38 protein-coding genes and 2 tRNA genes are annotated in these 26,204 nt (G+C 32.0%); 18 read left to right on the top strand and 22 right to left on the bottom strand.

Annotation, left to right across the window (positions count from 1 at the left end; all coding sequences use genetic code 11):
* Position 1: 1 nt before the first annotated feature.
* Positions 2 to 634 (bottom strand): archaeal proteasome endopeptidase complex subunit beta, encoded by a 633-nt coding sequence (gene psmB, locus OO712_RS00410; RefSeq protein ID WP_109877517.1) that lies wholly within the window; start codon positions 632 to 634, stop codon positions 2 to 4.
* A gap of 76 nt (positions 635 to 710) precedes the next feature.
* Between psmB and OO712_RS00405 the strand changes: the two genes are divergently transcribed.
* Entirely contained in the window at positions 711 to 1,775 is a 1,065-nt protein-coding gene (locus OO712_RS00405; RefSeq protein ID WP_109877518.1) for a sn-glycerol-1-phosphate dehydrogenase, read from the top strand.
* On the opposite strand, the gene OO712_RS00400 is transcribed toward OO712_RS00405, so the two are convergent.
* From OO712_RS00400 to OO712_RS00390, 3 genes are read right to left on the bottom strand one after another with little or no spacing between them, the layout of a single operon-like run.
* Positions 1,772 to 2,530 (bottom strand): peptidylprolyl isomerase, encoded by a 759-nt coding sequence (locus tag OO712_RS00400; protein ID WP_109877519.1) that lies wholly within the window; start codon positions 2,528 to 2,530, stop codon positions 1,772 to 1,774. The two genes, OO712_RS00405 and OO712_RS00400, sit on opposite strands and share 4 nt — an antisense overlap.
* Before the next feature lie 41 nt (positions 2,531 to 2,571).
* On the bottom strand, positions 2,572 to 3,717 hold the full coding sequence (locus tag OO712_RS00395; protein WP_109877520.1) for a pyridoxal-phosphate-dependent aminotransferase family protein: 1,146 nt from the start codon (positions 3,715 to 3,717) through the stop codon (positions 2,572 to 2,574).
* Positions 3,718 to 3,756: 39 nt separating this feature from the next.
* Positions 3,757 to 4,251: a nicotinamide-nucleotide adenylyltransferase gene (locus OO712_RS00390; protein ID WP_109877657.1), complete on the bottom strand. Its 495-nt coding sequence runs from the start codon at positions 4,249 to 4,251 to the stop codon at positions 3,757 to 3,759.
* A 63-nt stretch (positions 4,252 to 4,314) separates the two neighbouring features.
* Here OO712_RS00390 and rtcA point away from each other — a divergent pair, with 63 nt between their 5' ends.
* Positions 4,315 to 5,340 carry an RNA 3'-terminal phosphate cyclase gene (rtcA, locus tag OO712_RS00385; protein ID WP_109877521.1) on the top strand — a complete coding sequence of 342 codons (1,026 nt, stop codon included), beginning with the start codon at positions 4,315 to 4,317 and terminating at the stop codon, positions 5,338 to 5,340.
* Here the strand turns inward: rtcA and OO712_RS00380 are convergent.
* On the bottom strand, positions 5,320 to 5,817 hold the full coding sequence (locus OO712_RS00380) for a CopD family protein (RefSeq protein ID WP_109877522.1): 498 nt from the start codon (positions 5,815 to 5,817) through the stop codon (positions 5,320 to 5,322). The genes rtcA and OO712_RS00380 overlap by 21 nt on opposite strands.
* 81 nt (positions 5,818 to 5,898) lie before the next feature.
* Between OO712_RS00380 and OO712_RS00375 the strand changes: the two genes are divergently transcribed.
* Positions 5,899 to 6,393, top strand: a complete 495-nt coding sequence (locus OO712_RS00375; protein ID WP_109877523.1) for a hypothetical protein — start codon at positions 5,899 to 5,901, stop codon at positions 6,391 to 6,393.
* Between the two features lie 3 nt (positions 6,394 to 6,396).
* Here OO712_RS00375 and OO712_RS00370 read toward each other — a convergent pair.
* Positions 6,397 to 6,470 (bottom strand) — tRNA-Val (locus OO712_RS00370).
* Positions 6,471 to 6,537: 67 nt separating this feature from the next.
* Here OO712_RS00370 and bluB point away from each other — a divergent pair.
* From bluB to OO712_RS00355, 3 genes are all read left to right on the top strand, one after another.
* Positions 6,538 to 7,248 (top strand): 5,6-dimethylbenzimidazole synthase, encoded by a 711-nt coding sequence (gene bluB / locus OO712_RS00365; protein ID WP_109877524.1) that lies wholly within the window; start codon positions 6,538 to 6,540, stop codon positions 7,246 to 7,248.
* A gap of 24 nt (positions 7,249 to 7,272) precedes the next feature.
* A tRNA-Arg gene (locus OO712_RS00360) sits at positions 7,273 to 7,365 on the top strand.
* A 47-nt stretch (positions 7,366 to 7,412) separates the two neighbouring features.
* On the top strand, positions 7,413 to 7,937 hold the full coding sequence (locus OO712_RS00355) for an NADPH-dependent FMN reductase (RefSeq protein ID WP_109877525.1): 525 nt from the start codon (positions 7,413 to 7,415) through the stop codon (positions 7,935 to 7,937).
* 565 nt (positions 7,938 to 8,502) lie between these two features.
* Here the strand turns inward: OO712_RS00355 and OO712_RS00350 are convergent.
* Both OO712_RS00350 and OO712_RS00345 read right to left on the bottom strand, forming a co-directional pair.
* A complete protein-coding gene (locus OO712_RS00350; RefSeq protein WP_109877526.1) occupies positions 8,503 to 8,970 on the bottom strand; it encodes a hypothetical protein in 468 nt (155 codons plus the stop codon).
* Positions 8,971 to 9,055: 85 nt separating this feature from the next.
* Positions 9,056 to 9,286 (bottom strand): hypothetical protein, encoded by a 231-nt coding sequence (locus OO712_RS00345; protein WP_109877527.1) that lies wholly within the window; start codon positions 9,284 to 9,286, stop codon positions 9,056 to 9,058.
* Positions 9,287 to 9,533: 247 nt separating this feature from the next.
* Between OO712_RS00345 and OO712_RS00340 the strand changes: the two genes are divergently transcribed.
* Entirely contained in the window at positions 9,534 to 10,010 is a 477-nt protein-coding gene (locus OO712_RS00340) for a peptidylprolyl isomerase (protein WP_109877528.1), read from the top strand.
* Positions 10,011 to 10,907, top strand: coding sequence for a hypothetical protein (locus OO712_RS00335; RefSeq protein WP_109877529.1), 897 nt, complete (start codon positions 10,011 to 10,013; stop codon positions 10,905 to 10,907).
* Here the strand turns inward: OO712_RS00335 and OO712_RS00330 are convergent.
* Positions 10,894 to 11,049 carry a hypothetical protein gene (locus OO712_RS00330; RefSeq protein ID WP_200829108.1) on the bottom strand — a complete coding sequence of 52 codons (156 nt, stop codon included), beginning with the start codon at positions 11,047 to 11,049 and terminating at the stop codon, positions 10,894 to 10,896. The two genes, OO712_RS00335 and OO712_RS00330, sit on opposite strands and share 14 nt — an antisense overlap.
* 219 nt (positions 11,050 to 11,268) lie before the next feature.
* Complete coding sequence (locus tag OO712_RS00325; RefSeq protein WP_109877658.1) at positions 11,269 to 11,754, bottom strand: hypothetical protein; 486 nt, start codon at positions 11,752 to 11,754, stop codon at positions 11,269 to 11,271.
* A 131-nt stretch (positions 11,755 to 11,885) separates the two neighbouring features.
* Between OO712_RS00325 and OO712_RS00320 the strand changes: the two genes are divergently transcribed.
* From OO712_RS00320 to OO712_RS00310, 3 genes are read left to right on the top strand one after another with little or no spacing between them, the layout of a single operon-like run.
* Positions 11,886 to 12,338 (top strand): hypothetical protein, encoded by a 453-nt coding sequence (locus tag OO712_RS00320; protein WP_109877531.1) that lies wholly within the window; start codon positions 11,886 to 11,888, stop codon positions 12,336 to 12,338.
* Between the two features lie 11 nt (positions 12,339 to 12,349).
* On the top strand, positions 12,350 to 13,243 hold the full coding sequence (locus OO712_RS00315; RefSeq protein WP_109877532.1) for a PfkB family carbohydrate kinase: 894 nt from the start codon (positions 12,350 to 12,352) through the stop codon (positions 13,241 to 13,243).
* A gap of 51 nt (positions 13,244 to 13,294) precedes the next feature.
* Complete coding sequence (locus OO712_RS00310; protein ID WP_109877659.1) at positions 13,295 to 13,630, top strand: dUTPase; 336 nt, start codon at positions 13,295 to 13,297, stop codon at positions 13,628 to 13,630.
* Here the strand turns inward: OO712_RS00310 and OO712_RS00305 are convergent.
* Both OO712_RS00305 and OO712_RS00300 read right to left on the bottom strand, forming a co-directional pair.
* Positions 13,627 to 14,103 carry a tetrahydromethanopterin S-methyltransferase subunit A gene (locus tag OO712_RS00305; RefSeq protein WP_109877533.1) on the bottom strand — a complete coding sequence of 159 codons (477 nt, stop codon included), beginning with the start codon at positions 14,101 to 14,103 and terminating at the stop codon, positions 13,627 to 13,629. The two genes, OO712_RS00310 and OO712_RS00305, sit on opposite strands and share 4 nt — an antisense overlap.
* Complete coding sequence (locus OO712_RS00300) at positions 14,100 to 15,182, bottom strand: DegT/DnrJ/EryC1/StrS family aminotransferase (protein WP_200829109.1); 1,083 nt, start codon at positions 15,180 to 15,182, stop codon at positions 14,100 to 14,102. Before OO712_RS00300 ends, OO712_RS00305 begins: the two co-directional genes overlap by 4 nt.
* An 82-nt stretch (positions 15,183 to 15,264) precedes the next feature.
* Here OO712_RS00300 and OO712_RS00295 point away from each other — a divergent pair, with 82 nt between their 5' ends.
* Both OO712_RS00295 and OO712_RS00290 read left to right on the top strand, forming a co-directional pair.
* On the top strand, positions 15,265 to 15,840 hold the full coding sequence (locus tag OO712_RS00295; RefSeq protein ID WP_109877660.1) for a hypothetical protein: 576 nt from the start codon (positions 15,265 to 15,267) through the stop codon (positions 15,838 to 15,840).
* A 54-nt stretch (positions 15,841 to 15,894) separates the two neighbouring features.
* Positions 15,895 to 16,083 carry a C2H2-type zinc finger protein gene (locus OO712_RS00290; protein WP_109877535.1) on the top strand — a complete coding sequence of 63 codons (189 nt, stop codon included), beginning with the start codon at positions 15,895 to 15,897 and terminating at the stop codon, positions 16,081 to 16,083.
* A gap of 11 nt (positions 16,084 to 16,094) precedes the next feature.
* On the opposite strand, the gene OO712_RS00285 is transcribed toward OO712_RS00290, so the two are convergent.
* Positions 16,095 to 16,304 carry a hypothetical protein gene (locus tag OO712_RS00285; protein ID WP_109877536.1) on the bottom strand — a complete coding sequence of 70 codons (210 nt, stop codon included), beginning with the start codon at positions 16,302 to 16,304 and terminating at the stop codon, positions 16,095 to 16,097.
* Between the two features lie 95 nt (positions 16,305 to 16,399).
* Between OO712_RS00285 and OO712_RS00280 the strand changes: the two genes are divergently transcribed.
* Entirely contained in the window at positions 16,400 to 17,446 is a 1,047-nt protein-coding gene (locus OO712_RS00280) for a tyrosine--tRNA ligase (protein WP_109877537.1), read from the top strand.
* Here OO712_RS00280 and cobJ read toward each other — a convergent pair.
* Genes cobJ through OO712_RS00250 form a run of 6 tightly spaced genes read right to left on the bottom strand, consistent with a single transcriptional unit; the run spans position 17,443 to position 22,604 of the window.
* The gene (cobJ, locus tag OO712_RS00275; RefSeq protein ID WP_109877661.1) at positions 17,443 to 18,237 is read right to left on the bottom strand and encodes a precorrin-3B C(17)-methyltransferase; all 795 of its coding nucleotides are present in this window, start codon (positions 18,235 to 18,237) and stop codon (positions 17,443 to 17,445) included. The two genes, OO712_RS00280 and cobJ, sit on opposite strands and share 4 nt — an antisense overlap.
* 48 nt (positions 18,238 to 18,285) lie before the next feature.
* Positions 18,286 to 19,749 (bottom strand): DUF7482 domain-containing protein, encoded by a 1,464-nt coding sequence (locus OO712_RS00270; RefSeq protein ID WP_109877538.1) that lies wholly within the window; start codon positions 19,747 to 19,749, stop codon positions 18,286 to 18,288.
* A 37-nt stretch (positions 19,750 to 19,786) separates the two neighbouring features.
* The gene (locus tag OO712_RS00265; protein WP_109877539.1) at positions 19,787 to 21,190 is read right to left on the bottom strand and encodes an aspartate kinase; all 1,404 of its coding nucleotides are present in this window, start codon (positions 21,188 to 21,190) and stop codon (positions 19,787 to 19,789) included.
* A gap of 35 nt (positions 21,191 to 21,225) precedes the next feature.
* Positions 21,226 to 21,972: a proliferating cell nuclear antigen (pcna) gene (gene pcn / locus OO712_RS00260; RefSeq protein WP_109877540.1), complete on the bottom strand. Its 747-nt coding sequence runs from the start codon at positions 21,970 to 21,972 to the stop codon at positions 21,226 to 21,228.
* Positions 21,973 to 22,006: 34 nt separating this feature from the next.
* Positions 22,007 to 22,324, bottom strand: coding sequence for a transcription factor S (locus OO712_RS00255; RefSeq protein ID WP_109877541.1), 318 nt, complete (start codon positions 22,322 to 22,324; stop codon positions 22,007 to 22,009).
* A 1-nt stretch (position 22,325) separates the two neighbouring features.
* A complete protein-coding gene (locus OO712_RS00250) occupies positions 22,326 to 22,604 on the bottom strand; it encodes an RpoL/Rpb11 RNA polymerase subunit family protein (protein WP_109877542.1) in 279 nt (92 codons plus the stop codon).
* 51 nt (positions 22,605 to 22,655) lie between these two features.
* Here OO712_RS00250 and OO712_RS00245 point away from each other — a divergent pair, with 51 nt between their 5' ends.
* Genes OO712_RS00245 through OO712_RS00235 form a run of 3 tightly spaced genes read left to right on the top strand, consistent with a single transcriptional unit; the run spans position 22,656 to position 23,532 of the window.
* Positions 22,656 to 23,192 (top strand): hypothetical protein, encoded by a 537-nt coding sequence (locus OO712_RS00245; protein WP_109877543.1) that lies wholly within the window; start codon positions 22,656 to 22,658, stop codon positions 23,190 to 23,192.
* A 30-nt stretch (positions 23,193 to 23,222) separates the two neighbouring features.
* On the top strand, positions 23,223 to 23,375 hold the full coding sequence (locus OO712_RS00240) for a hypothetical protein (protein WP_200829110.1): 153 nt from the start codon (positions 23,223 to 23,225) through the stop codon (positions 23,373 to 23,375).
* Positions 23,376 to 23,385: 10 nt separating this feature from the next.
* Positions 23,386 to 23,532 (top strand): hypothetical protein, encoded by a 147-nt coding sequence (locus OO712_RS00235; protein WP_200829111.1) that lies wholly within the window; start codon positions 23,386 to 23,388, stop codon positions 23,530 to 23,532.
* A gap of 1 nt (position 23,533) precedes the next feature.
* Here OO712_RS00235 and OO712_RS00230 read toward each other — a convergent pair whose 3' ends face one another.
* Together OO712_RS00230 and OO712_RS00225 are read right to left on the bottom strand one after the other, a co-directional pair.
* Complete coding sequence (locus OO712_RS00230) at positions 23,534 to 24,028, bottom strand: dual specificity protein phosphatase 23 (protein WP_109877544.1); 495 nt, start codon at positions 24,026 to 24,028, stop codon at positions 23,534 to 23,536.
* A gap of 52 nt (positions 24,029 to 24,080) precedes the next feature.
* A complete protein-coding gene (locus tag OO712_RS00225; RefSeq protein WP_109877545.1) occupies positions 24,081 to 24,722 on the bottom strand; it encodes a cyclase family protein in 642 nt (213 codons plus the stop codon).
* A gap of 75 nt (positions 24,723 to 24,797) precedes the next feature.
* On the opposite strand from OO712_RS00225, the gene OO712_RS00220 reads away from it, so the two are divergent.
* Positions 24,798 to 25,055 (top strand): Lrp/AsnC ligand binding domain-containing protein, encoded by a 258-nt coding sequence (locus OO712_RS00220; RefSeq protein WP_109877662.1) that lies wholly within the window; start codon positions 24,798 to 24,800, stop codon positions 25,053 to 25,055.
* Here OO712_RS00220 and OO712_RS00215 read toward each other — a convergent pair.
* Positions 25,050 to 26,201 (bottom strand): aminotransferase class V-fold PLP-dependent enzyme, encoded by a 1,152-nt coding sequence (locus tag OO712_RS00215; RefSeq protein ID WP_109877546.1) that lies wholly within the window; start codon positions 26,199 to 26,201, stop codon positions 25,050 to 25,052. The two genes, OO712_RS00220 and OO712_RS00215, sit on opposite strands and share 6 nt — an antisense overlap.
* Positions 26,202 to 26,204 lie beyond the last annotated feature (3 nt).

Below are 26,204 nucleotides of genomic sequence, written 5' to 3'. Positions count from 1 at the left end.
ACTAAAGTTCGATAACTGCTTTCTTTTGTTCATCGGTCAAAAGACGGAATCCGTCTTTATCCATTATTGCGATGTTAATTCCATCGCCTGTTCCGATGTTTCTAACAATTGCGGCTTTAACAGCTCGTAGAGCTATTTTTTTAGCTTCTTCAACTGTGAGATCTTCTCTATATTCTTCTTCAAGCAAACCATAAGCTACTGGTGAGCCGCTACCAGTTGTAACATATGATTTTTTTTCAACTGAGCCAAACATATCAATATTAAATAAAGCAGGACCATTTGCATCATAACCACCAACTAAAATGTCAGCCATAAATGGATAGCCTCTATTTTGATGAAATATCAATGAACAAAGTCTGGAAAGTGAATGAATAGAAATTGGGCCTTGTTTTTCAACTCTGTGGAGATTTGCATGATAACGTAAAATATCAACAATATTTTGAGCGTCTGCAACGCCCCCAGCGAGAGTCAATCCTGCATGTAAGTCAATTTTTTGGATTTTCATGGTATTGTTATTTGCAATAAAATAGCCGGCACTAGCTCTCATATCGGCACATAAGACAACACCATCTTTAGCCTTGATACCTACAGTGGTAGTCCCGTGCAGAATTTTTTCTTCAACATTATTTGACAAAAATACACCTTTTAAGATAAAGTGAGTGGCATCTCACCCTTTTAAATAACTTTTTGATCACTTGAAATCATAAATAATGACAAAAAATCAGGATCGCATGCAATCACATACTATGGAATTGCCAAGACAAATTGTGGTAGGTGAAAAAAATATCTCTGAATTTGGGGGTTTTCTCCATAACCTCACTAAACCAAAGAAAGTATCACTCATTTCAGGAATTCATGTAAAAAAAATTCTTAAAGAAAAAATTGAAAAATCACTAAAATCAAAAAAAATTCAATTCGTATGGCATTTATCAAAAGATAATCAAATTTCTAGTCTAAATAAAATTGAAAAAGATGTCAAAAAAGATCATTCCGATATAGTTGCTGGAATTGGAGGAGGTCGCTCTGTAGATGCTGCAAAAATGGTTTCTTTTAATTTAGACATCCCATTTGTCAGCGTACCAACTGCAGCATCACATGATGGAATGGCAAGTCCATTTGTTTCAGTAAAAACAGACAAACCACATTCAATTGTTGCCAGCGCACCTTTGGGAGTTTTTGTAGATATTGATATTATAAAAAAAGCACCTACCAGATTGCTTTCAAGTGGATGCGGTGATTTGATTGCAAACATAATTGCAGTAAAGGATTGGCAATTAGGTCATGAAAAAACTGGTGAATATTACGGTAGATATTCAGCAGATTTAGCATTAATGAGTGCAAATATTGTGATAGAAAATTCAAGGAAATATGCCAAAAACGGATTAGATGCAAGAGTGATTGTAGAAGCTCTGATTAGTGCAGGAGTTGCATCATGTATTGCAGGTAGTAGTAGACCATGTTCTGGTGCAGAGCACCTTTTTTCTCATGCATTAGATAAGATTGCACCAGGAAAAGGATTACATGGTGAAAAGTGTGGATTGGGTTCAATCATGATTTCAAAACTTCAAGGACAGGATTGGAGAAAAATTGCAAAGGCTCTCAAAGATCTTGGCGCCCCTATAACTGCAAGACAAATCGGTTTGAAAGAAGAACAAATCATTGATGCATTAATAATTGCACAAGAATTAAGACCTGAAAGATACACAATTCTCAAAGAGATTGAAATGACAGAAAGAAAAGCAATGAATCTTGCAAAGAGTACTAAAGTAATTTAAGCTGTTTTTTGTTCAGGTGTTTTTTCTATTTTTTCAGGAGTTTTTTCTACTTTCTTTTCCTGAGTTTGTTTATTTATATGGGTTTCAATGAAGTTCACTTTTTCCAGAGTTGGAACAAACTTGAAAATATCTAATTGAATGAAATGTTTCATAATTTGTAATCCATCAGCACGTAAAATTTCTTCAGGAATTGTGATGTTCACTTCTTTGTCCTTCAAAATAAATGAAATTTTTGTATCCTCAACAGGTAATCTATTTTTGAGAATTCCATCAATTTTGTCATTTGGAGAATCAAGAGACTTTATTACATTTACATCAAATAAGATAGTTTTTCCTGCATATCTGTGGTTGTAGTCGATTTGTACTCTACCAGATCCAATAAAACGGATAATTCCTCTTTTATTATCAACTTCTATTGTATCACCAACGGAAACTTTCTCTGCATCTTCACCTAGTTTTCTAAGTGGAATCATTCTAACTTTTCCAGAATCTCTTTCACCGAAACCTTTGTCCGGTGTAACTTCAACTGTTAGTTTGTCACCAGCTGATGTTTTTGCAAGTGCTTCATCTAATCCTTTTAGAACAGGATAACTAACTTCTCCAATTGAAACCAATTTTGGTTGATATTTTACATTTTCTTCATAGATAGAATGTTTTTTTGCATCTTCTTCAATAGTGGTATCAAATATTTCTTCAGTGTCTTTTACTTTTGCAGTATAGTCTACTAGAATTAATGATCCTTTATCGAAAGTCAATGTGATCGGTCTCGAATTTCCTTATATTAAGTTAACAGGATTTAGAGAGCTTTCAGTTTTTCTTCTGCAGTTTTTAGTCCTGCTTGAGCATCTACATCATATCCCATCATTGCTAATGTAGATGAAATTGCAGAGATGGTTCTCATTACATGATATGGACTAACTTCTCCCATACATCCAACTCTAAACACTTTACCTTTAAGATTACCAAATCCGCCTGCAACTAACACTTTGAATTTATTAGCTAGTGTATTTCTGAAAGTTTTGTCTTCAAGTCCTTCCAAGTAATTTAATGCAACAATTGAGATTGAACGGTCTTCTTCTTTTGCAAATGGAGTAAGACCCATTGCGCTTAATCCAGAGTATAATGCATCTGAACAAATTTTATGGCGATTAAAGACATTCTGTAATCCCTCTTCCAGCATTATCGATAATGCTTCTCTATATGCATAAAGTAATGGAAGTGCAGGTGTAAAAGGAGTATGTTTCTCTTCATCATAATATTTGAAATATCTAGCTAGATTGAAATACATTGTAGGTGGTGGATTTTCTATCATGTATTTTTTGGCTTTAGCACTAACAGATATTGGTGAAATGCCTGGTGGAGCTGCAATTGCTTTTTGTGCGCCAGTCATACATACATCAATATTCCATTTATCCACTGGTAATTGAGCACCACCAAGCAATGAAACAGAATCTACAACATAGAATGCGTCATTTCTAGATGTCAAATCAGACACTTTATCAAGATAATTTACCATTGTACCAGTAGAAGTTTCATTGTGAACAACGTAGAATGCTTTAACATCTTTATTATTGTCAAATGCTTCTTTTACTTGATCAAAAGTTGCATTTTCTCCAGGTGGAGTTTGTAGTTTAACAACATTAGCTCCTTGTCCTTCAATTAGTTGTGCTAATCTGTTACTAAATTCTCCATTTACAGGAATTATGATTTTATCACCTTTTTTAACTAAATTTACAACACCAGCTTCAACAGCACCAGTTCCAGATGCAGATAAAGCAACGATATCATTTTGTGTTTCAAATACTTGTTGAGTTTTTTCTACTACGTCAGTGTATAATTCAACAAAATCATCACTTCTGTGATTAATAATAGGTGCAAGCATTGCTCTCATTACTCTATTAGGTACATTTGTTGGACCTGGAAGCATTGAAAGATATTCCATATGTTATCTATCACAGTGTGTTATGGGGTTTATTTATAATTAGAGATTTTTTAAACGATCATTGGCGCTAGTGTTTATCAAAAAATTTTTTGTCCCTTCAGGAACAAGATGATCCCATTTTTGATCGCTAATTATCAAATTTCTAATATTGGTTCCAGATAATTCATTTCTTTTCAAAAATGGAATTGGAACTACTTTGACTGTTCTTTTAGAATACAGATGATTTGTTAATTCATCATTAGAAAAAACTATATCAAATTTAGGTACAATAGTATCTATTTTCTCAATCCATTTAACATGATTATCCAAATCAGGAATAAAATAAATTGAAATTCGCTTTTTCATAGAATCATTAATTGATGAAAGAATCATTTCTCTTCGTTCTTCTGCAGAAAATGGATTGTTTTTTTCTGTAGGTTTATTTGAGCTGCCCAAACCTATCCATAATCTATCTACTTTAGATAGTGCAAATCGTAATGCCTCAAGATGACCCAAGTGAAAAGGCTGGAATCGTCCTATTAACAATCCATTCATACAAAAATATAGAAAATTTCTTTGTAAAAAAAGTATCATAAAGAGTACTTGGTGAAAAAAACTATGAATTTTTTGAAAATTAATGGAGAGTTTGGTGAAGGAGGAGGTCAAATAATACGTTCAGCAATTACACTTGCATGTATTACAAAACAATCAATTCATTTAGAAAATATAAGAAAAAACAGAAAAGTTCCTGGATTAAGACCACAACATCTAACAGCTGTTAAAATTCTTCAGAAAATTTCAAATGCAAAAGTAATTGGAGCAGAAATAGGTTCTACAGAATTAAAGTTCATTCCAAGAGATCTTGATAATTTAGAATTAAGTGAAGATGTAGGTACTGCTGGAAGTATTACTTTAATTTTACAAGTATTGATTCCGGTAGTTGCAATATCCCAAAAAAAATTAAGTTTAACAATTAAGGGAGGCACAGATGTTCCTTGGAGTCCTTCTTTTGAGTATACACAGCATATTCTAAAAGAAGCATATTCAAGAATGGGCATAGAATTTTCTCTTCAATTAATTAAACGAGGCTATTATCCCAAAGGAGGTGGAGAAGTAAAATTACAAGTATATCCTTCTCGTTTGAAATCAATATTATTTTCAAAAAGAAAAACAAATAATGTAAAATTAATTTGTACGTTCTCAAAAATCCCGATTGAAATAATTAGAAATGAAATTAAACGAATCAAAAAAAAGTTATCAGACGAAAATTTTAATGTAGAAACAGAAACTAAAAATGAAGATGCAATAGATTCTGGTGCATCATTATTAATTTACAGTATTGATGAAAATTCCATTATTGGAGTAGATTCGTTATTTAATAAAAAAACACAAAGTTTTGATTTGGACTTTGATAAATTTATTAATAATTTACAAAGCGTGGATGAAAATTTAGCAGATATGCTTGTAGTTCCTGCAAGCCTAGGTCCTAGAAAAACTACATTTTTGATAAAAGACATTACAAAACATTTGGAGACAAATTTGTTTGTGACGTCAAAAATTACAGGTTGTAAATATGGGGTTGGGAAGTTAACTAATGGTTTTGAAGTAATTGTTGAGGGAATATCAAACTCCAGCATCAAGTAAAGATGCAAAAAATAAAATTGCCACTGATAACACTACAGTAATTTCTCCAAGAATAATAATTTTTTTTCTTAATTTTTGAATTTGAGATTCAGGCATTTGGTTTGACATTATTTTTTCTTCAATGTCTTTACGAATTACTCTAACATGTATTGCATATGTAATTATTAACGCAATAACAAGAATTATTTTAATAATAAGAAATGTTCCATAGCTTGTTGCAACAAGTAAATCAGGTTTACCAAGTAACATATGCGAACTGTATAATCCAGTAGCCATCAAAATAATTAATGAGGGAACAGCAATTTTGTTAAATCGTCTTCCTACACGAATCATAATTTGCATTCTTTCTTCAAGAGAACTAGTCATAGTTTTTAGAAGTGGAGAAAAAACAATTCCAATGAAAAGTGAACCACCTACCCATATTGCAGCTGAAACAAGATGTATCCATGTAAGAATTGCTTGTTCTAATGCAGTCATAGATAATGATATTTCTGATTAAATATTATGTATTTGGATCTTGATAACGTTTTTTAGTTATTTATGATCTGAGACAATGGAATGGCTCTTCAAAGCAAGACGACAGTTTATGCAGCAGTAATTGGAGTTTTAGGATTAATGGGAGGAATTGTCTATTATGCTAGTCTTGATAATGTAGATCTTGATCAAGTTGAGATTGAATTAACAAATGTGGAATTGATAGATGTTAGTTCAATAAATAATCAAGCAAAATTTGAAGTGACATTTCTAGTAAAAAATCCAAGTGATAAAACATTTACAGTTTCAGTAATAGAATACAATCTTTATGGGGATGAAACATTATTAGGTTCTGGAATTTATTCTACGGCAGATATTGCATTGCCTGGAAGGGCTTTGTTTAGTTCAGGTGCCGAAATTCCTTTGAAAAATACATTTGTTTTAAGTAAAGACGATGTCAATACAGAAATTTATGAAGCAATAATAGATAATAAAATCACTAGTTTTAGTGCTGAAGGAAGTATTACTACTCAATCTTCTTGGAGCGAAGCACAGAAAGAATTCAAAACTGGTTATTAAAAATGGGCCGAGTGAGATTCGAACTCACGATCACCGCCGTGTCGAGGCGGTATCCTAACCAGCTAGACTACCGGCCCAATGAAGTACAAAACTAAAGATTGACATTATTAACGTTTAACAAAAGAAGAATAAAGGAGAAATATATTGACAGATGATTTTACCGAAGATGAAAAACGAGGCTTCTATAAGGCAATTTATTCAAGACGAGATGTAAGATCTCATTTTACCTCCAAACCTATAGAAGATGAGATTTTATCAAAAATTCTTCATGCTGCACATCATGCTCCATCAGTTGGATTTTCACAACCATGGAATTTTATTTTAATTAAAGATGATCAAACAAAAAAGAAGATAAAAGAATCTTTTCAGGATGAAAAAAAACGTTCATCACAATTGATTGAAGAGCCAAAAAGATCAAAATATCTTTCATTCAAGTTAGAGGGAATTTCAGAATCTCCTGTAAATTTGTGTGTAACATATGATCCTACAAAATTTGGACCATTTGTGATTGGTAGATCAAGTATTCCTGAGGCAGGTCTTTACAGTGTGTGCTGTGCAATTCAGAATTTATGGTTATCAGCAAGAACTGAAGGAGTAGGTCTTGGTTGGGTAAGCATACTATCAAATGAAACTCTAAAAGAAGTTTTAGAGTTGCCCGAACATGTAATTCCTGTTGCATACTTGTGTTTAGGTTATGTTGATGATTTTGCAGAAAAACCAGATCTTGAAACTGCTGGATGGTTACCAAGACTAGAATTGAAAGATGTTGTATATTTTGAAAAGTGGAATGATAAAGAAAATAACAATTGGAAAAATATTCAAAAAATGATCAAGGACAATCTTGATTACGCTTAAATAATTAAGAGTATTTTTTTTGCTGGGCTTGTGGCGCAGAGTCAATTTGACGCGCAACATGGATAGCGCAGTAGCCTCCTAAGTTACAGGTCGAGGGATCGAAGCCCTCCAAGCCCGCTTAAAAATTAATGGAAACTTAAATACAGAAACAAATTTCTTGATACATGAAGGTTGTAGTTATTTCAGGCAGTCCAAGAAAGAATGCTAATACACAAATTGTTATGAAATATGTTTATGATTATGCAAAATCAAAAAATCAAGAAACGAAATTAATTAATTTATCAGAAGGTCAGATTGAATGTTACAGAGGACCAGATGAAGAATATAATGAAGCTACAAAGACCGCAGCAAATGACATAATGGATGCAGATGTATGGTTAATTGGATCACCAATCTATAATTCATTTTTTAGTTCGTCATTGAAAAATTTATTTGAATATATCAATTATAAAAAAACGGCCGGAAAAGTTGCAGGAATAACAATTTTAGCTTCTGGAAGTATTGGTTTTATAGACGTCCAGACGTTAATAACTCAGTTATTATCATATTTTAGAGTAATAACGAATCCAAAGGCGGTATTTTTAACTACAGATTCAGTTAAGGAAAATAACATGTTAGATACAGATGCACAGAATCGACTAAAAGAGATGGTGGATGAAACTTTAGCAATGGGATCTAAATTACGATAGGATTAGATCTTATAAAATAATCATGCCAAAAAATTATTTTATAATATGATTTTTAATTGCAAATTTTTCGACAACATTTCAATAGGTTTTGATAAAATTGGTGTACAAATATTTTGAATTATAAATAAAATATTCAAAAAATTTGAATAATTATCAAAATGAAAATGTGTTTTCTATTAGTGATTATTTTGATAACTGATTATTTTAGGATAGATGAATTTGAGGTTAGAGATTTTGAAAAATTATAATTTATTTCTCCAGAATTGTTCATTTATTTCTAAAAATTGATTCATAAAAGAAATTAATAATTAACATATGTAATGTAATATTTGTAAAATAGATTTGAGATTGAATAATGATTTGAATTAGAGATTTTTAATTGATTTGTCTTAAAAATAGAAGAATCAAATAATAACATCATCATATGTATATTGTTAAGTTTGAAAAAGGATCTTACTGAATTGTGTTCTTGTAAATGTCATTATGGAGGAGCTGTTAGTTGCCCGGGTTGTAAGGAAAATCACGGTATAGAGTGCTCTCATTGTAAAAATTAGATCTTGAAATTTTATTTTCTTTTAGATGCTAGCATTTTCAAATTAGCCAATTCGGTTTTTAATGATTCGATTTGAACAAGTGTTTGTAAATTAGAAATTTCTTGGTTTAATCTTTCAATTTCACCATCTTTTAGTTTTACAGATTCTTTTAGGTTGTTAAGCTCTGTAGATAATTCTGATTGAATTTGTTTAATTTCTGAAAGAGTAACTTGATTACCACTGGTTGTTGTTTGAATTGTTTGTGAGCTACTCAAGCTTTTTTTTTCAGTTTGAGCATGAGATGATGCATGTTTATGCATATAGTCAGTACTTTTTTGTGATATCCAACATGTAAATGTCAAAAACCATGTTATTGGAACTGCCATCAGAAATATGAAATCTAGTATTGGTGATAAATCCCAAAATGCCCAAAGTCCTGTAAGTACGGCTGCAAATATTCCTGTGGAAACAGTGGCCAGGTGGTTGCCCAAATATCCCATAATAATTTAAAAAATTCATTATTTATAACAGTAATGCTGAATACCACAAAATGGTATTATAATTAAAAAGAAAAAGGAGCCGAATTTATTCGTCTTCTTCAGAGGTTGTAGATACTTTGGGCATATCGGATTGTAAGATTTGGATTTTTTGCAATAGTTCAGTTCGTAGATCTCTTGCAACTCTTCTTACAGTTGGTCTTGGAACACCAAGTTCATCAACTACTTTGGTGTAGATATCTTGTTTGTCCGTTACCCCTTTGTCAAGATAAGAATTAATTGCTTCTTTAATTATCGTGCTTTGGTTTGTACGATTCAACAGATTCTAAACTTTAATTGTTCTATATAAGACTATAACTTTTCAAATTCTAAAAAATAACATATAAGAAATTCTGATTTTCTGTTTTGAAAAAATAATAATTTTTTCAAAGTCCACACCTAAAAAAATTATCAACGAAAAACGTACTGATTGATATGAATTTTCCAACATACTTAAAATATAAAATTAATTTTTTAAATCAGAATTCACAAAAGACTCTTATGATAAGACGATAAAAGAGTCCATATTGAGTAATGTAAATATTGAAACAAATTTTGGAAAGATTGCATTTAAACTTCTACCTGAATTAGCACCTGAGACAGTTAGAAATTTTGAAAAATTAGCTAAGGATGGATTTTACGATGGCACTCTATTTCATAGAGTCATTCCTGGATTTATGATACAAGGAGGAGATCCCAACACAAAAACGGATAACAAAGGATCATGGGGGATGGGAGGACCAGGATATAATATCAAGGCAGAATTTAATTCAAGATCGCATTTACGAGGCATAGTATCTATGGCTAGATCACAAGATCCAGATAGTGCGGGTTCTCAGTTTTTCATTGTTACCACTGATAGTGCATTCTTAGATAGGCAATATACTGTGTTTGGAGAAGTGACAGAAGGCATGGATGTTGCAGATAAAATCGTGAATCTTCAAAGAGACGGAAATGATTGTCCTTTGGAAAAAGCACAAATGGTTCATGTAACTGTGGAATAAATGAATAGTAAGATCTTTGGATTTTTAGTAATTTTATTAATAATTTCAATTATTCCTACAATTGACGCTCAAATTTCGTTTGGTGAAAAAGCCTCACAAAAATCTGTTGAAATAGTAATAAATTCAGTAGGAGATGTGCATGTGAAGCATGTTATAAGTAAAACCGATTTGCCAAAACAAGTTGAGTTAATTTACGGAACAGTTTCAAATTTATCAGTAACAAATGAAAAAGGAGAAGAAAAACAATTCTCTGTTATTGGCGATAATGCAGGAATATTGATTTTTCCATCTGATAATAATTCTATTGTAGAGTATGATCTTGATCATGCAATTTCTAAAAAAGATAATGTATGGACATGGAGTTTTAGATATCTTGAAACAACTTCTTTTATTTTACCTGAAGAAGCTGATTTGATATTTGCAAATGAAAGACCAATATATCTTGATGAAAAAAAAGGAATAACATGTCATGGATGTCAAATGATTTTGGAATACTCCATTAATGAACCAAAAATTTATCAAAACATAAAATGGGAAGATAAAGAATTTCTTGTAGAGATTAGAAGTCATTCGAATATAGACGGATTTGTTTTTGATCAACCAACAAAGAGCATTACATTTGATGTTTCTGAAAAGAATAGGTTTGTTACTACAATAATCCCATTAGAATTGTTATGGGGACCATATGCAGTATTTCTTGATGATGAAAAAATTTACTTTAATCAATATATCAACAATGGAACTCACGTATGGCTTAACATAAGACCTGAAACTACAGGAGAAGTGACAATTATTGGAACTACTGTGGTTCCTGAATTTCCAATAATAGCTCCATTGGCAATGGGATTCTTGATAATTGTTATTACTCCATTAATTAGAAAAGTTAATCTCCGCTAGAACCACATGAACAAAAACCATATTCATCGATCCTAACCTCACAAACAGGGCATTTTTCACCGTAATCTACTTCCCACGGTTCTTTTCCAAAAAGCTTGAAATGATCATCAATTTCTATAGGAATTTCCCTTTTCTTTTCCAATGATTTGTATAGGTATTGGATATATACATGAATATCGGATGAAAATCAAATGTGGCTGTCATTGCATAAAGTGTAATGGCACTGATCTTGAATCTAATAGAATAAGTGAAATTGAGAAGGATGGATATTTTGATATGCATCATACATGTAATCAATGCAATACACATTTTGATCACTTAGATGGCGAAACTTTTTCAATTTGTGAAAAATGTAATTATTCTAGTTAGCAACTAATGCTTCTTCAACAAAGTAATGAGTTCTATTTTCATAAGAATTTTTCATAATTTCTTTGTTTGAGGCCATCTTGGCCAAAGCTTTTGAGACATCCAAAGGACTAGCAGACCAACCATATTCTCTAAGTTGTTGAACAGTTTCAGTCACTGTTCTTGGGGAATCAAAAAATCGACTCGTTTCTAAAATTCTTAATTTTGATTTGATTTCATTAGAAGTAATGTATTGTGGTTCATCAAATTCTGGTTCACTTACCTCAGCATTATCCAAATATTCCAAACCGTATTGATTGTCTTGTTTGATTTCAGATGGTTTTGGAATGAGTTCTGTTTCATAAACAATTTTTGCCTGGTTTTCTGGTAAATGATTTGAAATACTGTCAATTATTTCACCTAAAGTTTGATTATCAACATAAAAATCTCTAGAATCGACTTCAATTTCGTTTTCGCCTATCTTTACTTTAATTCTAGCCAACAAAAAATTATTGTTTAATTTTGATTTATTCTGTTAGCTCTAAGGAGCTTAAAGAGTAGATCAAAACTTTTACACAATTTATTGGTATTTTTTCCCTTTTTAGTTAAAATGCAATTTTGTAATTACTAGTCATGAAGTCATCCAAAAAAGGCGGTTTATTTGTGCTCTTTGTATTAGGAATGAGTATTTTTGGATATTCACAATATGCTTCTGCATCACAAATAGGAGTAAGTGTTTCTCAGAGTGAATTATTACACCAAAATGATGAGACTTCAAACTATAACATAGAATTAGAATTTAAGAATCCATCATTATTAATCATGACTGCAGGTGAAACAGAATTCTTTGTTATTTCAAATGAAGAAATGATAGGAAAAGGTAAACTAGAGTCATTCACATTGTATCCATTAGATAGTAGTCATGTAAAAGGCACATTCCATACAGATTCAAATGATAATGCAGAATCTGAATCAGTAAAAATTACTGGCATTACAAAATATGATTTATGGATAACATCTATTGATGTCCCATTTGTTTATTATCCAACAGAAGAACAAGCAAGAGAATTTATACATCAAAATTAATTTCTTTGTTAATGCTTACTGTTTTTGGTTCAACAGCATTAGATACAATTAGAACTCCAAAAAAAACGTTGAAAAATGTTTTAGGGGGTGCAGCAACTTTTGCTGCGATATCAGCTAGTAATTTTGTAAAGACAGGATTGATTGCAGTAGTTGGTAAAGATTTTCCAAAACGACATCACGATATCTTATCCAAACGTCTGGATTTACAAGGATTTACTATTAAAGAAGGTAAAACATTTCGCTATGATGGAAGTTATGATAACACACTAAGTACTAGATCAACCTTAAAAACAGAATTAAATGTATTAGCTGACTTTAAACCAGCTGTACCTGAAGATTATAGAAAATCTCAATTTGTATATCTAGCAAATAATGATCCTGAACAAAATACATCACTAATCAAAGAATTTGATAAAGTAAAATTTTCAATGTGTGATACTATAGATTTTTGGATTTCGACCAAGCGAGATGCAGTCATTAAAATGATAAAAGCTGTTGATGCAGTAGTAATTAATGATGAAGAGGCTAAACTCCTTACCAAAGAATTCAACTTGATTAAATGTGCAAAAAAAATGATGAATTGGGGGGCAAAATACGTAATTATCAAAAAAGGTGAGCATGGATCCTTGATGTTTTATGATGATGTGATTTTTCCAACAGCAGGTTTTTCGTTAGAAGATGTAGTAGATCCTACAGGAGCAGGAGATTCATTTGCAGGGGCAATGATAGGATATCTTGCAAGTAAGAAATCAACTAGCATGTCTGAAATAAAAAAAGCAGTTGTGTATGGAAATGTGTTAGGATCTTTTGCAGTTGAAAAATATGGATTAGATGGACTACTAAAGATCAAAAATGAGGATATTTCAAAACGAGTTAAAATTTATGAAAAAATGATCCGCTTCTAAAAAGACTTAAGTTCAATAATTTCTCAAATTAGTTTATCCTTGACACAAGAAATGTCTGAAGACAGGTTAGATACAATATTCAAACTTCAAAAAGGGTTATCTGAAATGATGAATTTGGATAGATATCCAAAAGATTCCGAAGGAAGAGTTTCTGCATTATGTACTGCAATTATGCATGAAGCAGTAGAGCTGCAAAGAACTACAAATTGGAAATGGTGGAAAACACCAACACAATTTAACGAAGCTGAAGCTAGAGAAGAATTAATTGACATATGGCATTTTGTTGTTCAAGCATCACTTGAACTCAATCTTACACCAGACGACATTGTGGATGAATACAAAAAGAAAAATGAAATCAACAGAGAAAGGCAGAGGAATGGTTACTAGAAAAATCTGATTTTGGTTAGAATTGTTTCATAATCAGTTTCGTTAATTAAATTTACAAGTTTAACATTATTTTGAAAATATTTTATTTTAGATTCAGAAACTGTAAGATATGGATCAGGACTAGAAGAATTAATTATCTTAAAATTTTTATCAATTCCATTTTTATGTAATTGAAATAATGAATCCCCAGATTTATGACCCCAAACTTCTTTTCCACAAACTATGATGGTTTTAATTTTTTGATTACTATTTACATATTCAATGATTGAATCAATTCCTTTATTTTCAGATAACAGACGTCCTACTATAGCAATATCATCTAGTATTTCAGAATTGGAAAATTTTTTGAGTAAATCTATGCTAGAAAGGGTGCAAATCGCTATAGATGAGTTAGGATTTCCAGTGAAATATTCTTCAGGTATAGGTAAAATAGCCTTGCAGAGTTCTCCAATTATTTCGCCTATAGCATTCATAGTATTTCATGCAGTATTTTTGCAATGAATTCAATATTTTTTTGAGTCACACCCGGATGAATAGGTAAAGAAAGTACATGCGAGGCAGCCCAGTCTGTAACAGGAAGTTTAGTTTTTAGCTTGTAAAATGGAGTTTTGTGAACTGGTGTTGGATAATAAGATGCAGCGCCAATTCCTTTTTCATTGAGTTTTTTCAAAATTTTATCACGTTTTTCAATAGCAATTGTATAAAGATACCAATTTACATTTTCATTTTTTCTTTGCTTAGGAAGTACAAGTTTTAGATCAGAGATCAGTTTTGATAATAGTTCTGCATTTTTTTTTCTGGATTTTAAAAAGTTTGGAAGTTTTTTCATTTGAACAGTTGCAATTGCGGCATTAATTTCGGGTAATCGTAAGTTTAGTCCAAAGATTCTAGTATCATATCCATGAACCATTCCATGATTTCTAATCATCAATAGCTTGTCTCGAAGTTTTTTATTATTAGTGACAACAAATCCGCCTTCGCCTGAAGTCATTACCTTTGCAGGATACATGCTATAACAACCCATTTCAAAGAAAGTACCAGTATGTTTTCCCTTGTAAGTTGTTCCTAATGATTGTGCAGAATCTTCAATGATTGGAAGATTATGTTTTTTAGAAATTTCAGAAAGTCTTTCCACATGTGCTGCATTTCCATATAGGTGCACCGGGATAATAGCACGAGTTTTTTTGTTAATCTTTTTTTCTAGATCATCTGGATTAATTGTATAATTTTCTTTTAAAATATCAACAAAAATAGGTTTAGCTCCAGTTGAAATAACAGCATTTGCAGTAGCAACAAAGGTAAATGATGGAACTAAAACTTCGTCTCCTTTTTTAATGTCTAATGCGTGTAAAGCTGCCTGTAGTGCAGCTGTTCCTGAATTTACTGCAATAGCATATTTCGATTTAACAAAAGAAGCCGCAGTTCTTTCAAAGTCTTGAACATGTTTTCCACCCTGACTAGCAGAGGAGGTTAAAGCACCATTTTTTAGAATATTAGTAACAGCAGATATCTCTTCTTTGCCTACGATTGGGATGTTAATTGCAATCTTCAACAGTAATGCTGTTTATAACTAGTCTATAAATCTCATCGATGAAACATGAATTTTTATATTTCAAAATTTGGCAAACGGCATTATGAAACCACGTCATCTTGAGAAAACAGATTCAGGTTACAAAGTCTATCTGTATGTTTTCTATATTTGTGGATTCATAATGTTGTCATCTCTTGTTTTTGGCGTATATGTTACTATGATAGAATGGATGGAAAATGGAACCTATGTGATGGGAGAGGCTATTCACAATACTACAATCCCATTTGAAAATTTTGCAAGAGTATCTACATGGATATTTTTTTCTACAATTATTGGATGGTATTGTGTTTCAAGAATAGGTTGGAGGAGAACTGCAGGAAATAAAATTGTTGGAATAAAGATGGCGTTGCTTCAGTTAATGTTACTGGGATTTTCAATTATTACACTTTATGAGGTAATATACAATTTTACAGTATTAAATGCACAAATGACAGCAGGAATTATCGATGGAATGGTTCCAGATATAGATAGACTATCAGTTGCATATCCAGATCCTGACAGACCGTGGAATTTGGTTTTTGCAACTAAGGTATTTCTTGCAGCGTTTATCATCAGCGCCCATGCATTTTATCTTAGTATAAAGCCTAGAAAAAGCCTGGATATATCTGAAGCAGAGTAGGCAATTCAGCATTATTCAAAAAAACTATTTCTAGTATGCGTGAATACTTTCGACATGGGATTATTTGGGTCTAGTAGTAATCAATTAAAATGTAAAAAGTGTGGAACAGTTCTTTCTGATTCTGAAAGATTAAAGAAACATAACGAAAAGGCACACAATAAGAAAAAAGAAAAATGTAGAATATGTGGAACTGAATTTGATACTCAAGAGGAATTAAGAAAACACAAAAAGAATTGCAAATAAAATTTTGAAAATTATTCTGATAAACCAGATTCGTATTGTGGTGGTTTTTTTAATGCTTTTTCAATAGCGTCCAAGTTTTTCATTTCATTTTTAGAATTCATTGTAAGAGTTTGGATCATTTCTGAGCCTAATTGAACAGATTGTTCAGGTAATGTATCTAGGAATTTTTGAAGTGCTTTCTTGTAATTTTCTATCAAATTTAATCCATCTTCAAGAGTCATAAAGAGAATAGACATTGTCTCATATTCAAAGTTTCTAAATTCATCTAGAATTTTTGAATAACTTTATACGTTTAGATCATAAAAGTTGTTTTGATTTGGATATTACAGAAAAAATAGATCTGATTGAACGACCACCAACCGAAGAGGTAGTAACTCATGATGAGTTAATTGAATTATTCAAATCAAATTCATCACCAAAACATTACATTGGACTTGAAATATCTGGTTTTTTACACCTTGGTAGTTTAATCAGCACAGGTTTGAAAATTAATGACTTTGTTAAAGCAGGTGTTAAATGCACAGTATTTCTTGCAGATTGGCACACGTTGATTAATGATAAGTTAGGTGGAGATTGGGAAACAATATCAAAAGTTTCAAAATATTATCAAGATGCATTCAAGTTAGTTTGTCCAGAAGCAAAGATTGTTTTAGGTTCAAAATTGTATGAAGAAAAAGCTGAATACTGGTCTGAACTTGTGAAATTTACAAAACATATGTCAATTGCAAGAACTATGAGAACTCTAACAATTATGGGACGTTCAGAAGATGATAAAAAAATTGACTTGGCCAAATTACTATACCCTGCAATGCAAGCAGTAGATATTCACTCATTGGATGTAGACATTGCTCATGCCGGAATGGATCAAAGAAAAATCCACATGTTAGTTCGAGAGATTTTTCCTAAAATGAAATGGAAAGTTCCTGTCGCAATACATCATAAGCTATTGCCTGGACTGTCAAAACCTGTAGATACAAGTGATTCTCAAATATTAGGCAAAATGAGCAAATCTGATCCAAATTCAGGTATCTTTATTCATAATACGGATGATGAAATTATGAAAAAGATTAGCAAGGCATGGTGTGAAGAAGCAAATATTGAAAATAACCCATTGCTAGAGATTGCAAGAACTGTAATCTTTCATGATTTTGATGAAATAAAAGTAGAGAGGCCTGAAAAATTCGGTGGAAATGTATCATATACTAATTATGAACAACTAGAAACAGATTTTGCTCAAAAGAAACTTCATCCAGGAGATTTGAAACAAACAGTTGGAAATTATTTGGTTAAAGTGATTTCTCCTATTAGAGAAAAGCTAAATCTAAGCGAAGAAGTTAATGATGCTATACGAAAAAGTTTCTAAACTTTAAGATCAGGATTTGTTTGTTCTTCTAAATTGTATTTTGATTTGTATCCTCTTGGATTTATCATCAAATCTTTGTAAGTGTATGTAGATGAATTTCCAATAATTACAGTGCTAATCATTCCTAATTTGTCAGAATGATTAGGCAAGTTTTCCAAATCAGTCATAACAATTGTTTCTGATTCTCTAAATGCGCCTTTAATTATTGCAACAGGGGTTGTGGGTTTTCTATATTTTAGAAGAATTTTCCTTGTATCTTGTAATTGATGAATTCTTTTCTTACTTGCTGGATTATAAATGACAATTACGAAATCACCTTGTGCTGCTGCTTCAACTCTTTTCTCAATAATTTCCCATGGAACTAGTAAGTCACTCATACTAACTACTGCAAAATCAGTCATTAATGGTGAGCCAATAATTGATGCACACGAATTAAGTGCAGATACGCCTGGAATAATTTCTACTTGCAGACCATCTTTTGGATTCCAATTTGATTCTGCAAGTGTTTCATAAATTAATCCAGCCATTCCATAAATTCCAGGATCACCACTTGATACTAGTGAAACAATTTTTCCAGATTTCGCAAGGTCAATACACTGATGAGCTCTTTCAACTTCTTGTGTCATTGCATAACGATAAACGGTTTTTCCTTCAATTAGATCTTGAACTAAATTTACATATGTTTCATAACCAACGATTGTATCACTTTCTTCAATTACTTCTTTGGCTCTAAATGTCATGTGATCATGATGTCCAGGACCAACACCAACAATGTAGAGTTTACCAGGCAATTTCAAAATAATTTTTTTGCCAAGTAATTTATCCCTTTAGTGATAATTCTATTGGAATGGATCTATGAATGGGCAATTAACTATATGATCGCTGTTTAGCGGTCTTGCAATACTAACAGAAAGTAAACCATCAGCACGAAATGAATCAATGTCGGCTTTTGTCTCCAAAATTTTAGCTGATTCTGGATCATTCCATTCAACCAGATAAATTCGCCACATCGGACTGTAATTTTTATCATCAAGTGCAGCGCCTGCAATTCCTGCTTGATATCCTAATGGACCAGATCCTTTGATTCCATTTTTAAATTGGAAAAGATCAACTGCGCCAGAATGTGCAATAAGATTTGCAGAAGTTGGTGATGAAACTACACCCATTGTCTCTGCAGGTCCTAAAGGAGTAGCATCAGTAACAATATAGTAAATTGTTCTTCCATCAGGTCCCCAACCTCTATGTGCAACAAAAGTCACAGTCATTTCTTCTTTATTGATTTCAATTATTTGTCCTCCACCATACTGCATATCATCAAAAATTTCTTTGTCAGAACGTACCTTCATAGTTCCATCTGGCCAAGTAATTTGAGGAGTGTTAAGGACAATTCCTGTTTCATCAAACTCTATACGTCCGTTTTCTTGAGCAGTGATAATGTCGGTTGCAGATTCAAATATTGTTTCTTTTTGTCCTTTTTTCCATGTAACTTCAATTACAGAATTTAATGCACTGTATTGAGATTCTTGTGAAGGTGTACTAGAAAAAACTTCATTTTGAAATCCGTATATTCCGTCACCTTTTACGCCATTTTTAAAAATGAATATTTTTTGTAGGGTATTTTCTGGTATGTTTGAAATAGCTGAAGCAACTTCAACATTCCATCCTTGTTTTCCTGAAATAGTTTTTGCAAAATCTTCATCACTTCCATCAGTTATAATGTATAGAACTTGATTCCCATTATAGATTCCTTTATGCATTGGAATTGTAGCTGGAACATTAGCCCTTGAAAGAAATAATGATGGATCTTCTTTTTCTAATTCAATTTTTTGCATTATCACTTCAGTAGGCTGTCCCCGTATCCAACCATCTACACTTACTGTTGAAGTGAATTCTTTTGAATTTGGAGAATGTAATGCAAGTGCAGCGCCTGTAAATTCAAAAGAACCTGATTTTTCCTTTAAATCAATTAAAGATAATCCATAAACTGTTTTTCCGTCAACTGTCCATGTTGGTTGGCCTTTTGCGTCCTGTGAAGTGATTTCATGTAAAACAACTATCTGAACGGGATCACTTGAGGTGAATGTCATAGAACCATCATATAAGGTGCCTTCATTTGGAGAAAGAATTAGTGCTAACTGATGATTTTCATGTCCTTGTCCGGGATCTTGAGAAGATGTTATAGTTTGAGTAAAGTGAACTTTTTTCGTGGAACCTGCGTTTGCAAATTGATCAGATATAGTAGATATAGAAATTATACCAATCGTAAAAATTCCAATTACTAGAAAAACAATTAGTTTATTCAACAAGTATGATTGTGTTTATGCCCTTAAATGATTTGTCTTAATTGATTTTATCAAGTTCAAATGCATCATGTAATGCACGTACTGCAGTATTTGTATCAGAATTTTTTACCACGAATGCCAGATTGAGTTCTGATGATCCTTGGGTTATCATTGATATGTTGATTTTATTTTTCTCTATTGCGCCGAATACTCTTGAAGCAACTCCTACTGTTCCTCTCATTCCTGAACCAATTAATGCAATAATTGCGACATTAGTAGTAATTTCTAATTTTTTGATGATTTTTCCTAGTAATTCCATCTCTAATGCACTTACTGCTTTATCAAGATCAGTGTTCTTGACTACAATAGTAATGCTGGATTCTGAGGGATTTTGAGATATCATCATCACATTGATTCCCGATTTTGCCAAAGTTTCAAATATTTTAGCTGCAGTTCCGGGCGTTCCAACCATACTGCCTCCTCGGATATCTATTAACCCATTATTTTGGACATTGCTTACGCATTTTACAGTATTTTTTGAAGACTCTGATGGGGATACGGTTACTAATGTTCCCTCATTTTTTGTATTAAAGGAATTTCTGATCTTCATTGGAATTTTCTTTGAAAGTAGTGGCTCAAATGTTCTTGGGTGGATCTGTTTTGCACCAAACATTGCCATTTCTATTGCTTCAATGTACGATACCTCTTTGAGTAATTTTGCATTCTTTACAATTTTTGGATCAGCAGTCATTAATCCATCTACATCACTCATCAACCAGATCTCGTCTGCTTTTATGCAAGAACCAATAGTTGTTGCAGAATAATCAGAACCCCCCCTACCAAATGTAGTTACGTGCCCATGTTGATCTGCACCAGCAAATCCTCCAACTACAGGAATTGTTTTCTTTGAAAACAGATCATCTATTGTTTTTGAAACTCTAAGTCTAGTTGTATCCATTAATGGTTTTGATTCACCAAAATTAGAATCAGTAATTATTCCAACTTCTTTTCCAGTAAGAGGAATTGATTTTTTGCCTGAATCATTTATTGCTGATGAAACTAATTTAATTGATAGTCTTTCACCAAATGAAATTAGATAGTCCATTGATCGGGATGTAACCTCACCAAGTAAAACCATTCCATCAATTAATGAAAGAAGTTCTGTAAAATCTTCATCTAATTTTCTTAATAATTTTTTTTGCAGATCAGGTTTTTTGATTGTTTGTTTTGCTAGTTGTTTATGTCTATTAGTAATCTTTGATGCAAGCTGTTCAGCTTTTGATTTATTTTCTTTTTTTATGGATTCGGAGATCTCTATTAGATCATCTGTTGTCCCACTTGTTGCAGAACAAACAACCACAATTTGATGCTTCTTTGATAATGAGTTAATGTGTTTGGCAATAGCTTGGATATCTTTGGAAGCAGAAATTGATGTTCCACCATATTTTATTACAAGTCTCAATTCAAAGTACTTGAATTAGTTAATCTTTAAATGCTTTAACTTTCTACGCGTGGTGCCAAATAGAAGTGAATTCTGCCAATATTTGCTACTTTGAATTCAATTCTAAGTGGTTTTGCGCTTGAAAACTCACATGTAATAAAGCCTACAGTCGTACCTACTGCCTTGACTACAGGATTAAGATATTCAAGGCTGTAAGTTCCAATGCTGTCCTCTTTTGAAGAAATTTCTTCAATCTCTTCGTCTTCTTTTTCCAGTTCAATTACTACCTCTCCAGAATCACCTTTGCCTGAAAAGTCACCTTTTGAATCAGTAGTATGAATTGTCAAATAGTCTGAGACTACTTGTACATCTCCTAGAATTTTATCAAACTTTGAAGAAGATAATATAATTTTAGAATCATATGGAATTTTTGGTAAAGGAGTATCTGTTGCAGAACTTTCAATTAATCGCATTTTGTATTTTTTATTTTTTCCAACTGTAACAAGTAACATGTTTTGTTCAGATATACTAATTTCTATACTATCTTTTTTGTCTGCTCTTTTGATAAGTTTTGAGAACTCATCTATTCTTACTCCAAATTTAATATCACTATCACATTCGTATTTTTCAAATGCAGAATTTGGCCAGGATATATCAATTAGTGCAACGTGTGATGGATCCATACCTCTAAAAGTTATTCCTTCTGCTGTTGCAACAAATGTAGCTTCTTCAACAAGTGTAGATATTGCAGAAATAATTGCCTTTAGATCATCTGAACCACTTGTTTTTGCCCCAAAAGTCAAATCAATTTTCTTGTCTTAAAGTTCCAGTTAAACGTTATGCGTAATCACGCCAAGTGTATTTACATTTCTGACAACGGTAAAATCTAGTTGTGGGTTCGTCTGCACTTCTGGTTTGAAACATCCACCAAACTGCCTCATCATGACCGCATTTTTCACATTCTAATTTGATCGTTGGATTAGTGTCTTCGCCTTCATTTCCTTCAAAAGCTAAAAGTGAAAAATCTGGTTCGTCCTCATCAATAATTTTTTTTGTTTCTTTGGCTTTTTGTCCTTCTATATAACCACATTTAGAGCATTCAAGGCCTAAAGTACCCTTTTTTAATTTGACCTCACATTTGGGGCAAAATTTCAATCTAATTTACCTTAATCTTAGAATTAAATAATTGTTTGAGCTCTTCTGCCATTTTTATTGCGGAATCTGTTGCTTTTTTAATTTCTCCTAGCGGTTTTGTACTGGAATTAATTCTCATCCAGCATTCATTGGTGAGTGGATGTTTGACTATAACTCCTGCAAAGTCAATATTTGATCCTTTTAGGAGTTCGTGTTGAATAATGTATAAAATTCCTATGTCAGTTTCAGTGATTGAAAGGCTGATTTCTTTGGGTTCAGAACTGATCACTTGTGCGTTCATGTATTCAGAAAAAGCACTTATTGCGGATATAAATCATTATGAGCGGTAAGAATGGGAGAAAGTAGGATTTCAGATATAAAACTAGTAAATTCTAAGGATGAGTACTCATCTGATGAAAATGTAGTGATTAATGTCCAATTTTCAGTTGAAGGAGACCTCAGAAATGCCTTCAATGAAGCAAATTGGACCAAAGCCTACAACAATAATGATGTTTCATTCAAGATGAAATATGGGGTAAAATTGACATCAGGCGGATTCAGAAAGAAGGAATTGGGGCGGACTATTGATACTTACAGAAAGGCATCTATATTTTGGACAAGGAATCCTAAACTTGTCAATCCAATGAAAGATAGAAGAATTTGGGTTCAAGTAGCTAAAAATTTTGAGCCATTTATCAGACTAACTGAAGAAGAAGTGAGACAAGAGCTTTTTGACTTTGATGAAAAATTTGTTTTCAAAGCATCAGATTTGGGAAAAGGAAAACACAAGATTAGTGCTGAAGCATTTGCATCATGGCAAAAACATGACTATACAGAAACAGGCAGTATTAAGAACGGCTCCGGCGAAATTGAAATAATCATCAATTAGGGATATAAGGAACTTTTTTGGGTAATTAATATGGCAAAATACGATGGTCTGTTAGGACAACCAGTTCTTGAAGTTGAAGAACCAGATAAAGAAGATGGAATTACCTTTATCTTAAAAGACAACAGGTTTTTGTTTATCAAGGCAGTTGATGGAAAAATTGAGACCGTATCAATTCCAGAATAGGTGAATATGAATGGAAAAATTTGATGCAATCAAAATGTTAGAACTTGTAAAAGTTGAAGATCCTGATTCAGATGGAGATCTTACTTTGATTTTCCAAGAAAATAAAACTTTGAAAATTAAAGTTGTAGATGGAAAATTAGTTTCTGAATTTGTTTAAACTAGTTTCTCACATGTTTTTCATAAAAACCAATAGCTAGTTCTTGTACTTCAGATTGAATAGATCCAGGTCTTTCATCACGTATTTTTTTAATTGCATCGTTTGCTGTGAAATTTTTATATTTTACAAAATAACATGCAAGGATTGTACCTGCTCTCCCCATTCCAGCAGCACAATGAACCATTACAGATTGGTTGTTTTTAATTTGCTCATGAATAAAATCTACTGCTAGATCTATTTTGTCCATATCAGGAGCAGTAAGATCGGGAGTTGGAACATGTAGATAACCAATATCTTGTATCCAATTATCAGGTAAAGCATTCTCAGTCATAGTAACAATTGATTTTACTCCTTGATCTAAAAGCCAATTAAATTCATCAAAACTAGTGGGAATTCCTGAACCAGCTAATTTTTCTTCAATTAACCAAGAAAAGTTTGTAGGTTTTTTTGTAATTCTGCCATGAACTTTTCTCCAAAGATTACCAGGTTTACTCATATTATGCAATGTAATTTGCTGTATTTTTAGCATTGCGAAATTAAGAGAAAAGTCATGATGCTAATGCTCTAACAGGTGAACCTGTTGCATCTTTAAGTTTTAATGGAAGAATTGTAAAGTTGAATTCTATAGAAGAAATCTTATTCAAATTTGTTAAATTTTCTACAATCAAAATATTGTTTTTTGAGAGAATATGGTGAACAGGAAAAGATGAATCATTTCCTAGATCTATACTTGGAGAATCTATGCCAACTAAATTGATCTTCTTTGATATAAGATAATTTGCAGCTGATTTGTTTAGTCCAGGATTTTCAGTGAAATAATTCTCTTTTTGTAGATTTTTTTGCCATTGAGTAAAAAAGAAGACTGACGAATGATTTGGGATTATGCCATTGTTTTTTTCAAATATCATGATATCTTGTTTTGTTATTTGGGAATTTTTGAGTTTTTTGAGTTTAATTAGAATAGCTTTACCAATTAACCTATCAAGTGGAATTTGATGGATTTTGATACCGTTTTTAACAAAATGATATGGTGCATCAATATGAGTTCCAGTGTGAGAACTTAGGAATAACAATTCAAGATTATATCCATCATCTTTGATGTCAGACCATAAAATGAATTGAGGTTTTGGGGAACCAGGAAAACTTGGAATGGATTTTGATATTGTAAGTGTAAGATCTATAGGTTTCATATCGATATTATCTGTTGGTAATTAATCAGTTTTTTAACTATGAAAAGTTAAATAGTGTTTGATGAAAATCAACCTGTGCCTACTGCATATGTTCTATTAAATTCTGATTTAGGATCAGATGAATCAATAATTGCCGAAGTCAAACAAATTCTTGCAGATGAGGATGTAAAATATGAGGTTCAAGGAGTCTATGGTGTATATGATATTGTCTTGAAATTAACTTCGGATGACTCTGAAAAATTACGTACAATTATCACCAACAAAGTCAGAAAAATTAGTAAAGTTCAATCAACATTGACCATGATGGTAATTGAAGAACAAGAAAATCTATAATTTCTTTATCGCATCAATTGTCTGAAGCATTTCAGATTCAGTATTAAAAAAGTGAGGGGATGCTCGGATAATTTTTTGGTTCATAATTTCCCTTACTGCTAAAACAATATTTTGTTTCTCAAGTTTGTCTACTATTTCTTGCGAGTCCTGTCCTTTGAGATTAAAAGACACAATACTAGTTCTATGATTTGGATCATCAGGTCCATGCAAAATGATATTTGGAATTTTTGATAATTCTTCTCTGAATAGGTTTGAAAGATATAGATTTTTTTCACGAATATTTTTCATTCCAAAATTCAGCAAATATCTTACAGATGATTCTAAACCAACTATCCCAACATAATTTCTAAAACCTGTTTGAAATTTGTCTGGCAGTTCTTTGAAAGCAAGGTTAGTTTCATCGTAAATTATTGCTGATTCACCTCCAATAGTCATAGGTTTTAGCAATTCACTTGACTTTCTACTACAATAAAATAGTCCAGTTCCCATTGGACCACAAAGCCATTTTGAACCATTAAAGGACATGAAATTACATCTAATTTTAGATACATCAATTTCACCAATACATCCTATAGTTTGTGCACTGTCAAGAAAAAATGGAATTTTATTATCAAGAATTTTTCCGATTTTTTCAACAGGTAATATTGAGCCAGTGTTATATAGTGCATGACTAAGTATTACTAGTTTTGTATTATCATCAATGAAATATTCTAAATCGTGTAATTTGAAAAAACCATCTTTATCTATAGGCAGATTTTTTATTGAGATTTTGTCTTTGAGTTGTAACCATGGATAATAGTTTGCATGATGTTCATGCCCCATACCACGAAGGATGATGTTGGATTTATCATCAAAAGAGATACCATTTGCAACAAAATTTATTCCATCAGTTGTACTTTGAGTAAGAACTACTTCGTCAGGTTGACATGATATGATTTTTGCAATTATCTTTCTAACATTCTGGAGTTTTTCAGCAACAAATGGTTCTGAATCCTTAGAGTCAGGACCTATAGAGTTGTATGATATTAGAAATTCTTTCATATCATCTATGCTTTGAGAAGGCATCAAAGATACTGATGCATTATTTAGATAGATTTTGTTTGAATCTGGAAAATCATCTGAAATATCTTTTGATGTTAAATTCATTAT

This window comes from Nitrosopumilus zosterae (assembly GCF_025998175.1).
GTDB classification, from domain to species: Archaea; Thermoproteota; Nitrososphaeria; order Nitrososphaerales; family Nitrosopumilaceae; genus Nitrosopumilus; species Nitrosopumilus zosterae.
Note: the sequence above shows the minus strand (reverse complement) of the source record. Positions and strands in the feature narration are given on the sequence as shown.

What these genes read in the sequence shown, in the direction of transcription:
- OO712_RS00350 (WP_109877526.1), bottom strand. Translation starts at nt 8,970, where the DNA reads ATGGGATATTTGGGCAACCACCTGGCCACTGTTTCCACAGGAATATTT.
- OO712_RS00215 (WP_109877546.1), bottom strand. Translation starts at nt 26,201, where the DNA reads ATGAATTTAACATCAAAAGATATTTCAGATGATTTTCCAGATTCAAAC.
- OO712_RS00250 (WP_109877542.1), bottom strand. Translation starts at nt 22,604, where the DNA reads ATGAACGCACAAGTGATCAGTTCTGAACCCAAAGAAATCAGCCTTTCA.
- OO712_RS00295 (WP_109877660.1), top strand. Translation starts at nt 15,265, where the DNA reads ATGAAACCACGTCATCTTGAGAAAACAGATTCAGGTTACAAAGTCTAT.
- OO712_RS00240 (WP_200829110.1), top strand. Translation starts at nt 23,223, where the DNA reads ATGGCAAAATACGATGGTCTGTTAGGACAACCAGTTCTTGAAGTTGAA.
- OO712_RS00355 (WP_109877525.1), top strand. Translation starts at nt 7,413, where the DNA reads ATGAAGGTTGTAGTTATTTCAGGCAGTCCAAGAAAGAATGCTAATACA.
- OO712_RS00230 (WP_109877544.1), bottom strand. Translation starts at nt 24,028, where the DNA reads ATGAGTAAACCTGGTAATCTTTGGAGAAAAGTTCATGGCAGAATTACA.
- OO712_RS00310 (WP_109877659.1), top strand. Translation starts at nt 13,295, where the DNA reads ATGTCTGAAGACAGGTTAGATACAATATTCAAACTTCAAAAAGGGTTA.
- rtcA (WP_109877521.1), top strand. Translation starts at nt 4,315, where the DNA reads ATGAATTTTTTGAAAATTAATGGAGAGTTTGGTGAAGGAGGAGGTCAA.
- OO712_RS00225 (WP_109877545.1), bottom strand. Translation starts at nt 24,722, where the DNA reads ATGAAACCTATAGATCTTACACTTACAATATCAAAATCCATTCCAAGT.
- OO712_RS00285 (WP_109877536.1), bottom strand. Translation starts at nt 16,304, where the DNA reads ATGACTCTTGAAGATGGATTAAATTTGATAGAAAATTACAAGAAAGCA.
- OO712_RS00245 (WP_109877543.1), top strand. Translation starts at nt 22,656, where the DNA reads ATGGGAGAAAGTAGGATTTCAGATATAAAACTAGTAAATTCTAAGGAT.
- OO712_RS00290 (WP_109877535.1), top strand. Translation starts at nt 15,895, where the DNA reads ATGGGATTATTTGGGTCTAGTAGTAATCAATTAAAATGTAAAAAGTGT.
- OO712_RS00375 (WP_109877523.1), top strand. Translation starts at nt 5,899, where the DNA reads ATGGCTCTTCAAAGCAAGACGACAGTTTATGCAGCAGTAATTGGAGTT.
- OO712_RS00390 (WP_109877657.1), bottom strand. Translation starts at nt 4,251, where the DNA reads ATGAATGGATTGTTAATAGGACGATTCCAGCCTTTTCACTTGGGTCAT.
- OO712_RS00315 (WP_109877532.1), top strand. Translation starts at nt 12,350, where the DNA reads ATGCTTACTGTTTTTGGTTCAACAGCATTAGATACAATTAGAACTCCA.
- OO712_RS00235 (WP_200829111.1), top strand. Translation starts at nt 23,386, where the DNA reads ATGGAAAAATTTGATGCAATCAAAATGTTAGAACTTGTAAAAGTTGAA.
- OO712_RS00380 (WP_109877522.1), bottom strand. Translation starts at nt 5,817, where the DNA reads ATGACTGCATTAGAACAAGCAATTCTTACATGGATACATCTTGTTTCA.
- OO712_RS00405 (WP_109877518.1), top strand. Translation starts at nt 711, where the DNA reads ATGACAAAAAATCAGGATCGCATGCAATCACATACTATGGAATTGCCA.
- OO712_RS00395 (WP_109877520.1), bottom strand. Translation starts at nt 3,717, where the DNA reads ATGGAATATCTTTCAATGCTTCCAGGTCCAACAAATGTACCTAATAGA.
- OO712_RS00335 (WP_109877529.1), top strand. Translation starts at nt 10,011, where the DNA reads ATGAATAGTAAGATCTTTGGATTTTTAGTAATTTTATTAATAATTTCA.
- OO712_RS00305 (WP_109877533.1), bottom strand. Translation starts at nt 14,103, where the DNA reads ATGAATGCTATAGGCGAAATAATTGGAGAACTCTGCAAGGCTATTTTA.
- OO712_RS00320 (WP_109877531.1), top strand. Translation starts at nt 11,886, where the DNA reads ATGAAGTCATCCAAAAAAGGCGGTTTATTTGTGCTCTTTGTATTAGGA.